Source organism: Streptomyces sp. NPDC001530, from assembly GCF_042894545.1.
Classification (GTDB): Bacteria; Actinomycetota; Actinomycetes; order Streptomycetales; family Streptomycetaceae; genus Streptomyces.
In genome coordinates, this window is record NZ_JBIAVS010000031.1 from 12,939 (window position 1) to 23,649 (window position 10,711).

Sequence of the window (10,711 nt, forward strand, 5' to 3'; positions counted from 1 at the left end):
TTCCCTTAGCGACTGATGATGTAGCTGAGGTCACGCCCGGCTGGGGTGCGAGCTCACCCGTCACCGGCGGGTTCGGGCCGCGCGGGCACGTCCGCGAAGACCGCCCCCGCGTCCCGCAGCCGCTCGTGCAGCGCCCGGAAGACGGCGGCCGAGCGGGCGCCCGGCCAGTCCTGGGGCAGCAGCGCGGCGGGCAGCCCCGGGTCGACGTACGGGAGGTGCCGCCAGGAGTCGAGGGCGAGCAGATAGTCGCGGTACGCCTCCTCGGGCGGGGTGTCCGCGCGCCGCTCCCAGGCGTGCAGCACGCGCGCGTGCCGGTCGAGGAACGCTTCGTGCTCCTTGGCGATCGCGGCCAGGTCCCACCAGCGCGCGACCGCGTCGGCCGTCGCCGCGAAGCCCAGGTGCTCCCCGCGGAACAGCTCCACGTACGGGTCGAGCCGCAGCCGCTCCAGGGTGTGCCGGGTCTCCTCGTAGAGCCGCGCCGGGGCGAGCCACACCCCCGGGGCCGCCGTCCCGAAGCCGAGACCGGCGAGCCGCGAGCGCAGGACGTGCCGCTTCTGGCGCTCGGACTCCGGCACGGAGAAGACGGCGAGCACCCAGCGCTCGTCCTCGGGAGGCGCCGTCGCGTACACCCGCCGGTCGCCGTCCTCCAGCAGCTGCCGCGCGTCCGCCGACAGCGCGTACCCGGCCGCGCCCGTCGCGGTGCGCGCCGGCACGAGGAGGCCGCGGCGCTTGAGCCGTGACACCGACGACCGTACGGACGGCGCGTCGACGCCGACCGCGGCGAGAAGCCGGATCAACTCGGCCACCGGCACGGGGCCGGGCATGAAGCGGCCGTACGCGCCGTAGAACGTGACGATGAGGGACCGGGGGGCGTGCTGCTCTGACACGTTGATCACTCTAGTCCGCGAAGATCACTTGGGATCGCCGCCCGTGGACACGTCACCCTCCGGGACGGGCGGCGACATGACGTCCGGACCGGCGACTCCACGCAGCCGGAACCGCTGGAGCTTCCCCGTCGCGGTGCGCGGCAGCGCGTCCAGGAAGACGATCTCGCGGGGGCATTTGTACGGCGCCAGCTCGGACTTGAGGAAGGCGCGCAGCGCTCCCGGGTCCCGGCGCGCGCCGGGACGCAGCACCGCGTACGCCACCACGACCTGCCCGCGCGCCTCGTCGGCCCGCCCCACCACCGCCGTCTCGACCACGTCCGGGTGGCGCAGCAACGCGTCCTCGACCTCCGGGCCCGCGATGTTGTACCCCGCCGAGATGATCATGTCGTCGGCGCGGGCGACATAGCGGAAGTAGCCGTCGGGGTCGCGCACATAGGTGTCGCCGGTGATGTTCCAGCCGCCGCGTACGTACTCCCGCTGCCGTGGGTCGGCGAGATAGCGGCAGCCGACCGGGCCGCGCACGGCGAGCAGCCCGGGCTCGCCGTCCGGCACCGGCGTCCCGTCGGCGTCGACCACGCGCGCGTGCCACCCCGGTACCGGGATGCCCGTGGTGCCGGGCCGGATGTGCTGGTCGGCGGCGGAGATGAAGATGTGCAGCAGTTCGGTGGCGCCGATGCCGTTGATGATGCGCAGCCCGGTGCTTTGGTGCCAGGCCTGCCAGGTCGCGGCGGGCAGGTTCTCGCCCGCGGACACACAGCGCCGCAAGGACCCGGTGTCGTACCCGTCCAGCTCCGCGAGCATCGCCCGGTACGCGGTCGGCGCGGTGAACAGCACGGAGACGCGGTGCTCGGCGATCGCGGGCAGCAGCTGCTTGGGGCCCGCCTGTTCGAGCAGCAGGGAGCTGGCGCCGACGCGCATCGGGAAGACGACGAGGCCGCCGAGCCCGAAGGTGAAACCCAGCGGAGGACTCCCCGCGAAGACATCGTCCTCATGTGGCTGCAACACATGCTTCGAGAAGGTGTCCGCGATGGCCAACACATCGCGGTGGAAGTGCATACAGCCCTTGGGCCGGCCGGTCGTGCCCGAGGTGAACGCGATCAGCGCGACGTCGTCGGCGGCCGTGGCCACGGCCGTGAAGGGTTCGTCCGACGCGCCCGTGATCCGCAGCAGCAGGTCGTCGGGCGCGTCACCGCCGTACGGGGTGACCCGCAGCCCCGGGATCCCCGCCTTGGCCAGGTCGTCGACCGACCGGACGTCGCACAGCGCGTGCGTCACCCGCGCGATCTCGCACATCGTGCGCAGCTCGTGCGGACGCTGCTGCGCCAGCACGGTGACCGCAACCGCGCCCGCCTTCAGTACCGCGAGCCAGCACGCGGCCAGCCACGGTGTCGTGGGGCCGCGCAGCAGCACCCGGTTGCCGGGGACGACATCCAGTTCGCCGGTGAGCACATGGGCGATGCGGTCGACTCGGGCGCGGAGTTGTCCGTACGTCCACAGGTCGCCGGACGCCGTACGGAAGACGGGGCGCTCGGGACGGGCGTGGTCGAGGAGCTCGGCGGCGCAGTTCAGCCGTTCGGGGTAGCGGAGCTCGGGCAGCTCGAAGTGGAGTTCGGGCCACTGCTCGGGGGGCGGGAGGTGGTCGCGCGGGAAGGTGTCGACGTGGGCCGAGGTCGTCGGCTCCAAGGTGTCCCTCGGGTCCATGGCGGTTCCCCCCTTGCCTTGGTGGGCGTCGTGGTGGGCTCGCACCAGGAGCGTATCGTGTTGGTGACGACAGTCAACGGTTCGCGATAGCCTGCGGGGGTAACCCGGCAGGGGAGAGGGGACCGGCAATGACGGCATTCTCACTCGATCCGGCGCGAACCGCATGGCGTGCCGAGCTGCGCACGCTGGCCGCGGAGCGGCTGCGCCCACTGGCCGAGAAGGGCGAGCCGGGCCACGTCAACCGCCCCCTCGTCGCCGAACTCGGCCGACTCGGCCTGCTCGCCCGGCTGTTCACCTCCGGCGCGCTCGACCTGTGCCTGATGCGCGAGTCCCTGGCCCAGACCTGCACGGAGGCCGAGACGGCGCTCGCCCTTCAGGGCCTGGGCGCGCATCCGGTGCACGCCTGCGGCACGGACGCCCAGCGGGACCGCTGGCTGCCCGGCGTCCGCGAGGGCACCACGGTCGCCGCCTTCGCTCTGAGCGAGCCGGGCGCGGGCTCGGACGCGGCGGCGCTGGCGCTGCGGGCGGACAAGGACGGCTCAGGGAGCTGGCGGCTGACCGGCGAGAAGTGCTGGATCTCCAATGCGCCCGAGGCCGACTTCTACACCGTCTTCGCGCGGACCACCCCCGACGCCGGGGCCCGCGGCGTCACCGCCTTCCTCGTCCCCGCCGACCGCCCCGGCCTCACCGGCGAACCGCTCGACATGCTCTCGCCGCACCCCATCGGAGCCCTCGCCTTCGACGCCGTTCCGGTGACGGCGGACGACGTGCTCGGGGAGACCGACCGCGGCTTCCGGGTCGCCATGCACACCCTCAACCTGTTCCGACCGAGCGTGGGCGCCTTCGCGGTCGGCATGGCGCAGGCCGCGCTCGACGCGACCCTCGCGCACACGGCCGGACGGGACGCGTTCGGCGGGAAGCTGAAGGACCTGCAGACGGTGGCCCACCAGGTCGCCGAGATGGCACTGCGCACGGAGGCGGCCCGCCTGATGGTGTACGCGGCCGCGGCGGCGTACGACGAAGGGGCCCCCGACGTACCCAAGCGCGCGGCGATGGCGAAGCTGCTGGCCACCGAGACGGCCCAGTACGTCGTCGACACGGCGGTCCAACTGCACGGCGCCCGCGCCCTGCGCCGCGGTCATCTCCTCGAACACCTCTACCGGGAGGTCCGCGCACCCCGTATCTACGAGGGCGCGAGTGAGGTCCAACGGGCGGTCATCGCCAAGGAGTTGTACCGGGGAACCGGACAGGAAACGGAGACCTCATGACCGCCGAGCGCGTCAACCCGCCCGAGCTCTCCCCGCCCACCGGCTTCTCCCACGCGGTCGTCGCCGGCGGCAGCCGTGTCGTCTTCCTGGCAGGCCAGACCGCGCTCGACACGGACGGGAAGGTGGTCGGCGAGACGCTGCCGGAGCAGTTCGAGGTGGCGCTGACGAATCTGCTGACCGCGCTGCGCGCCGCGGGCGGAGCCCCGGCCGACCTCGCGCGGGTCACGGTCTACGCCACCGATGTCGCCGACTATCGCGCCCACGCTCCCGAACTCGGCCGCATCTGGCACGCGTTGGCGGGCCGCGACTATCCCGCGATGGCCGTCATCGGCGCCGCCCGCCTCTGGGACGAACAGGCCCTGGTCGAACTCGACGGCTTCGCGGTGCTGCCGTAGGGGCCCGGGCGGGGGCCGCGACGCCCTGGCGGAGGGATCAGGCCGCGACGGCCAGCTGCTCGACGAACACCCGGTGCGGAGCGACCACGCTGCCGTCGGGGAGCAGTTCGCCGGTGTCGTCGAAGACGATCGCGCCGTTGCACAGCAGGTTCCAGCCCTGCTCGGGGTGAGCCGCCACGATGTGCGGGGTGTGGGAGTCCGCGGACGGGCACGAAGACTGGTGGGAACACATGGCGCACCTCCACGTCGGATGCGATGGGTCTCGGCGGCGGTGTCGCCGCCCTCGCATGCTTAGACCATGCGCGCGCGGCGAACTCATCGGAACAGCCGGCCGTGAAGCGTGACAACACGCGGACAACTCTCGGACGTCCCCAAGACGGACGGTGCGGACTCGGCACTGATGGCGGTCTGGAGGCGGTGCCGAAGGCGGTCTGGAGGCGGCGCCGATGGCGGTGCGGACTCGGCACCGATGGCGGTGCGGACTCGCCACGAAGACGGTCCAGACGCGGCACCGAAGACAGTGCGGACTCGCCGCCGAAGACGGTGCGGACTCGCCACCAAAGGGTGACGATCACCGCCGTCGGTGCGCCGGACCGGTACCTGTGGAGCGCCCTTTCCAGGCCCCCTTCCAGGAGGTACTCCCATGTCCGTGCGCCAGGTCATCGGCGCCGCCACCGGCGCCGCACTGCTCCTGCTCGCCGCCCCCTCCGGCGTCGCCCTGTCCGACCCGAACGACGAGGTGACCGTCGACTCGACCGGCCACGTCGCGGCCGACGGAACCATCACCCTCTCCGGCACCTATCGCTGTCTGAGCGCCGCCGGGCCCGTGTTCGTCTCCTCCTCGGTGTCGCAGGACGATCCCCGTGTGCGCCAGGGCATCGGCGGCACCGCGGCGGTCTGCGACGGTGCGGAACACCGCTGGACCAACTCGGAGAAGCGCGAACTCGGCACCCTCACCCCAGGCACCGCCCACGTCGAGGCCACCCTGATGGAACTGAGCACCGCATCGGGCCTCCCGCTGCCGACGTTCCACGCGACCCGGCAGCAGGACATCACCCTGATCGAGGGGTGAGCACGGGCACGGGAGCCGCCGCTCCGGGAAGGGGCGGCGGCGCCAACTGTGGCGGCGGCGTCAGCTGGGGATGCGGCGTCAGCGGTGGCTGAGGACGTTGACCACGCGGCCGTTGGGGTCCCGGACGAAGAAGCGCCGTACGCCCCACTCCTCGTCGGTCAGCGGGTGCACGATCTCGGCACCGCTCGCTCGCACCTCGGCGTACACCGCGTCGACGTCCTCGACCTCGATGCTCAGGTCCGGTGCCACGGGGGCGGTCGCGTCGTCGGCCATCAGGCTGACCTGGACGGCGGGGTTCTCGGCGGCGGCCAGTGTCACGATCCAGCCGAGGTTCATGACTTCCTCGAAGCCGAGCAGGCCGTAGAACTCGGCACTCTCCTTCGGGGCGACCGACTGGATGTTGGGTACGACTCGTCGAACGTGCATCTCGCGGCTCCGGTGGTCAGGTCGGATGCTTCTGAGGGCGGAGTCAGCGTATCGAGGCGCCCTGCCGGGCGCAGCCGGGGCCGAAGTTCGGCACTCCCCGTTCCCTAGGCCGCGTTGCGCCACACCTTCACGTCCAGGGTGGCGTACGTCGTCCCGGACGAGCCCCGATACGTCACGAGCCCCACGTGTCCCGTCCCGCTGATGACGCACATCTGCTGGCCGACGGTGAGGTCCTTGACCCAGATGTAACTCTTGTAGCCGGTCGCCGCCTTGCACGCGTCCAGACTCCCCTGCCGCCCCACGGGCAGCAGGGCGAGGGAGCTGCCGGAGGTGGTGCCGGGGGCGAGGACCGCACCCGCGGAGTAGACGGCGTACGTCAGATCCTCGTCGGACTTCCCGTCGTCCGCCTTGGACCGCACCGGGGTGTCCGCCAGATACAGGTCGTGGCTCGCGGTCATCCGGATCCCGGAGTACGTCACCGGGACGGGGGCCTTCGGTGCCGCGGGCTCGCTGGACGCGGCGCTCGCGGGGGCCGAGGTCGCGGCCCGGGTGGGCGTCGCGGGCCCCGAAGGGCTGGGCGGAAGCGCGGACTTGCTGGGCCTCGGCTTCTTCGAGGCCTTGGCGGACGAGGAGCCGGACGTCGACGGTGACGCCTCGGCGGTCGAAGCCGACCGCGACGCGGCCACCTCCTGCGCCCGGTCGTCGTTCTTGTCGCCGTCCCCCGGGACGAGCAGCAGCGCGGCGGTCGCTCCACAGGCGACGAGCACGACGGCAGCCGCCGACAGCATCCAGACCCGGGCCTTGCCGCCCTTGCCGCCCGTGGCCACCGAGGAGGTCTGCGCGGCGGCCGGCTCCTGTTGCTGCGGCCATGCGGGCGGAGCGTACGCACCCTGCGCGGCTCCCGGCCCCATCACAAACGGCCCGGGCAGCGCGGCATGGGACGGCGAGGTGGGGGAGTAGGCCATGGGGGGCCCGAAACCGCCGGGCGTGGGCCCGAGGCCGCCGGACCCGGAACTGGCGGGTGCGGGCCCAAAACCGCCCGGCTCGGAACCGCCGGGCGCGGGCACAAAGCCGCCCGGCTCGGAACCGCCGGGCGTGGGCGCAAAACCGCCGGGACCCTGAGCGCCCGGAGCCACTCCCGCTCGGGCCTGATGGGCCTCTTCGGTCCGAGCCGCTATCCCCGCCGCCAGTTCCCCCGGCAGCCACGCCCCGGACGTGAACCGCGCGTCGTCACCGCGATGCGCCTGGATCGTCTGAACGGAGCGGATGATCTCCTCGACGGAAGGTCGCTCGGCGGCGGGCTTGCGCAGACACCACGCCACCAACTCTCGTATTTCACCCGGCACTTGGCTGAGGTCGGGCTGCTCGTGCACCACCCGGTAGAGCACCGCGTGCGGGTCCCCGCCCCCGAAGGCGGCGCCGCCCGTCGCCGCGAACACGGCGGTCTGCCCCAGCGCGAACACGTCGGCCGAGGCGGCGGCCTCCCCGCCGAGCACCTGCTCCGGCGCCATATAGGCGACCGTGCCGAGGGCCATACCGCTCTGCGTCACCGACGTGGCGTCCGCGGCCCGCGCGACACCGAAGTCGATGACGCGCGGCCCGTCGGCGGCGAGCAGCACGTTCGACGGTTTGAGGTCCCGGTGCACGATGTCCTCGCGGTGCACCGCCTGCAGTGCCTCCGCGACACCGGCGATCAGTCGCAGCACGGTGTCGACGGGCAGCGGCCCGTGGTCGTGCACCGCATCGGCGAGCGACGGCCCCGGCACATAGGCGGTCGCACACCACGGCATGGATCCGTCGGTGTCGCTGTCCACGACCGGAGCCGTATAGAGCCCGTGCACCCGGCTCGCCGCGGCCACCTCGGCCCGGAACCGCTTGCGGAACTCGGCGTTCTCGGCCAGTTCCGGCCGGATCACCTTGACCGCGACGGCCCGCCCGCCCGGCGTGTGCGAGAGATAGACCCGCCCCATCCCGCCGGACCCGAGCCGCGCCACCAGCCGGTAGCCGCCCACGACCTGCGGATCGCCGTCCTCCAGCGGCTGGAAACTCCCCGCGCCGGGCCCACCGTTGCTCAACACGCGCCACTCCACCCCGAGATCTACTCTGTGGCCCCATTGCATCATGGGTCCCTCGGAGCTGGTTCCGTGCCACTTCGACGCGGGCGGATTCGATGGAGCCGCTCCGGCTTCGTATGCCCTGCCGGCACCAGAGAACGACCAAGACCCCGCTGCTCTCCGTGAAGACTGACGGGGTCTCAGGTGGGCGTAACGTTGGCCGACGGACCGTCAGCCAACCGCTCCCTGGATGTCCCGGAAAAGACCCGGCGGCCCCGCGAGACCTGGTGCGATGGGCGGTCGGGGCGCTGACCAGTACGAATGGCCTTTCAGGTGTTTCACGGTCGTGCCCGTTGACGCAGCCGGAGGTCCCAGATAAGTCCCAGGAGCCTCCCACCAGTGCCGTGGCGGCAAGCTGGGAGCTGAACGCGGACGTACGGATATGGCGGCGGCCCCGCACACACGCCGGACGTGTGCGGGGCCGCCGGGGTCACTTGGCCGCGTACGGGGAAGCAGCCGCCCGGGTGCGGATGTCCGGTAGGCGGTCGTAAAGGACCTGGCCCGGGCACAGCGTGGCGTAGCCGTCGCGGTGGCCGGAGATGGTGTGCAGGGTGGCTTTCTCGCCGGTCTTGTACACGCCGGTGTCACCGGCCGCGGTGAGCGTCACCTGGGCCTGCGGGTCGACGCCGTCCAGGCCCAGCTTCCAGGCGGCGACGTCGGAGATGGCCGACAGCGCCTCGGGGGTCGGGGTGCCGCCGTTCTCGTAGTCGCCGAGCAGGGAGATGCCGGAGGAGACGCCGTTGAAGCCGTAGGTGTGGGCGCCGCGCACCCGCTTGTCGACGCCGCCCGCACGGCCCTCGAAGACCGTGCCGCACTTGTCGACGAAGAAGTTGTAGCCGACGTCGTTCCAGCCGTTCGTCTGCACGTGGTAGACGAAGATCGCGCGGATGATGGCGGGCGAGTCGGCACACGTGTAGTCGTTCGTGCCCGCAGTGTGGTGGACAAAGACGGCCTCCACCTTGGTGAGGTACTCGGCGGGGTCCTTCACCAGCGACTCGTCGGCGCCCCAGTCGGCGCGGGTGAGGATCGCCGGCGCGGTGGGTCCGGCCGGGGCGGTGGACTCGGCGGGCGCGCTCGGCTCGGCGGGCGGCGTGGACTGCTCCGGCGCCGCCGTGTCGGTCGGCGTGGGCGAACCGGCGGGCGTGGTGGGGTCGACGGGCGTCGGCGACTCGGCCGGTGTGGTGGGGTCGGCGGGCGTCGGCGACTCGGCCGGCGTCGTGGTCTCGGCGGGTGCGCTCGGCTCGGCGGACGCGGTGTCCGTCGGCGAGGCGGCGGGCTCGGTCGTACCGGCCGTGGACTCGGCGGGCGCGCTCGGCGTCGCCGTGTCGTCGCCGACGCTCGGGACCGTCTCCGGGGAACTGGTGGAGGGCACCGGTGCGGGGGCCTCCTCGGACCCGGCGGGGGCCGTCGTCGCCGTGGTCTTGCCGGGCTTCGCGGCGCCGGTGCCCTTGGACTTGGGCGTGGTGCCGGGGTCGACCAGGTCCAGGCGCAGCCCCTCGGGTACGGCCGTCTGCGCGCCGTCGGCCAGGACGCGCGCCTCGACCCCGTCGGAGGGCCCCGCCCACAACGGCTCCGAGGCGCCGCGCGTGTCGACGGCGCTCGTCTCGTCCGTCTCCGGCGCCACCGTGTCGAAGTCCAGGTCGCGCCAGTCGGCCCACTCGCCCGTCTCGGCGCTGCGGGTACGGATCTGGGCGGTGCCGTCGAAGCGCTTGGTGTGGTCCGCCCAGGAGACACCGATCAGCGAGAAGGTCTTGGTCTCGGTGCGCGGCAGCGTGCGCTTGGTCCTGCCGGTTCCACCGAACGCCATCGTCTGCGCGCTCGCCGGGCGGGCCGTGTCCTCGGTACCCGAGCCGTCGCCGGGAACGGAGGCGACCGCGACCGTCGCCAGCCCGGCGCCGCCGAGCACGGTGGCGCCGACGGCCAGCCAAGTGGTGCGTGAACGGCCGAGCGTGCGGCGCGCGCGGGATCTTCTGGGGCTCATGGCCCTCCCTCTTCTTTCGCTGTCGCTTGCTGTGGGGCGCGAGGGGGGTGCGCGGTCAGCCCGCGGCGGCGTCGGCCGGGTTCGGGCTCGAACTCGGGCTGGGCAGCGTCCCGGTGCACGTGGCGCGCCCGAAACCGCCGCTCGCGGTGGCGCTCTGCATGTGCCGGCCCTGCACGGCGACGGCGCAGCGGGCCTGGCCGCCCTTCTCACCGAGCACGATGCTCACGACGGGGCTGCGGCCGAGCGGGACGGGCACGGTCTTGCGCCAGGGCAGGGCGGCCGCCTTCACGACGGTCGCCTTCCCGGACTCGCTGCGCGCCTGGTAGGTGATGTCGGCGGTGCCGGTGCCGGTCACCTCGTAGGTGACCGAAGCGGTGGGCACCTCGCGCTTCTTCTTCTCCTCGCCGCCCGGGGAAAGCACCCCGTACAGCACGAGTCCGCCGCACGCGGCGAACGCCACGGCGGCCGTGATCACCCCCGCGCGGTCCGGGCGGACGGCCTTGGCGCCGGATTCCCCGCCCTGCGGACGCTCTTCGGCTTGTGCCCGCTCTTCGGCGTCGGGTAGTTCGTCGGATTTCGAGCTGTTGTCGCCCATTCATTTCCCCCCTCGACAGGTGAATTACCGATGTACTCAGCTCGCGCGGACTGAGGCCAGGCGGGTTTATACCCCACGGCGTCGGCCCTTTTCCAGCGAGCGGAAATATCGGACATCAGCCCGCGCCCGTATGGCCGTTTTGCAGGGACTACCGCGCCAAGTGGATGGATTGTCTTGGCACTTGACTTTGCATCAGTTGGATCACTAGACCTCCGGCCGCCACTGCGTATGCCCTCGGCCGGCCCTCTTAGGGATAGCTCGGGAAATGCGGT

At 72.5% G+C, this 10,711-nt stretch carries 10 protein-coding genes; 3 read left to right on the forward strand and 7 right to left on the reverse strand.

What is annotated here, in order from left to right:
* Positions 1-53 precede the first annotated feature (53 nt).
* A complete protein-coding gene (locus ACFY0T_RS43465) occupies positions 54-896 on the reverse strand; it encodes a PaaX family transcriptional regulator C-terminal domain-containing protein (protein WP_388884031.1) in 843 nt (280 codons plus the stop codon).
* Between the two features lie 15 nt (positions 897-911).
* Positions 912-2,588: an AMP-binding protein gene (locus tag ACFY0T_RS43470; protein WP_388884033.1), complete on the reverse strand. Its 1,677-nt coding sequence runs from the start codon at positions 2,586-2,588 to the stop codon at positions 912-914.
* Between the two features lie 128 nt (positions 2,589-2,716).
* Here ACFY0T_RS43470 and ACFY0T_RS43475 point away from each other — a divergent pair, with 128 nt between their 5' ends.
* Complete coding sequence (locus ACFY0T_RS43475) at positions 2,717-3,856, forward strand: acyl-CoA dehydrogenase family protein (RefSeq protein ID WP_388884035.1); 1,140 nt, start codon at positions 2,717-2,719, stop codon at positions 3,854-3,856.
* Positions 3,853-4,251: a RidA family protein gene (locus tag ACFY0T_RS43480; protein WP_388884037.1), complete on the forward strand. Its 399-nt coding sequence runs from the start codon at positions 3,853-3,855 to the stop codon at positions 4,249-4,251. Before ACFY0T_RS43475 ends, ACFY0T_RS43480 begins: the two co-directional genes overlap by 4 nt.
* Before the next feature lie 37 nt (positions 4,252-4,288).
* On the opposite strand, the gene ACFY0T_RS43485 is transcribed toward ACFY0T_RS43480, so the two are convergent.
* Positions 4,289-4,483 carry a DUF5999 family protein gene (locus tag ACFY0T_RS43485; RefSeq protein ID WP_388884039.1) on the reverse strand — a complete coding sequence of 65 codons (195 nt, stop codon included), beginning with the start codon at positions 4,481-4,483 and terminating at the stop codon, positions 4,289-4,291.
* Between the two features lie 411 nt (positions 4,484-4,894).
* On the opposite strand from ACFY0T_RS43485, the gene ACFY0T_RS43490 reads away from it, so the two are divergent.
* Positions 4,895-5,323 carry a DUF6299 family protein gene (locus ACFY0T_RS43490; RefSeq protein ID WP_388884041.1) on the forward strand — a complete coding sequence of 143 codons (429 nt, stop codon included), beginning with the start codon at positions 4,895-4,897 and terminating at the stop codon, positions 5,321-5,323.
* 78 nt (positions 5,324-5,401) lie between these two features.
* On the opposite strand, the gene ACFY0T_RS43495 is transcribed toward ACFY0T_RS43490, so the two are convergent.
* The 4 genes from ACFY0T_RS43495 to ACFY0T_RS43510 all read right to left on the reverse strand — a co-directional run bounded on the left by ACFY0T_RS43495 (position 5,402) and on the right by ACFY0T_RS43510 (position 10,439).
* Entirely contained in the window at positions 5,402-5,749 is a 348-nt protein-coding gene (locus ACFY0T_RS43495) for a VOC family protein (protein WP_388884043.1), read from the reverse strand.
* A gap of 104 nt (positions 5,750-5,853) precedes the next feature.
* The gene (locus ACFY0T_RS43500; RefSeq protein ID WP_388884045.1) at positions 5,854-7,827 is read right to left on the reverse strand and encodes a serine/threonine protein kinase; all 1,974 of its coding nucleotides are present in this window, start codon (positions 7,825-7,827) and stop codon (positions 5,854-5,856) included.
* 466 nt (positions 7,828-8,293) lie between these two features.
* The gene (locus ACFY0T_RS43505) at positions 8,294-9,844 is read right to left on the reverse strand and encodes an N-acetylmuramoyl-L-alanine amidase (RefSeq protein WP_388884047.1); all 1,551 of its coding nucleotides are present in this window, start codon (positions 9,842-9,844) and stop codon (positions 8,294-8,296) included.
* 55 nt (positions 9,845-9,899) lie between these two features.
* Positions 9,900-10,439, reverse strand: a complete 540-nt coding sequence (locus tag ACFY0T_RS43510; protein ID WP_388884049.1) for a hypothetical protein — start codon at positions 10,437-10,439, stop codon at positions 9,900-9,902.
* Between the last annotated feature and the right edge of the window lie 272 nt (positions 10,440-10,711).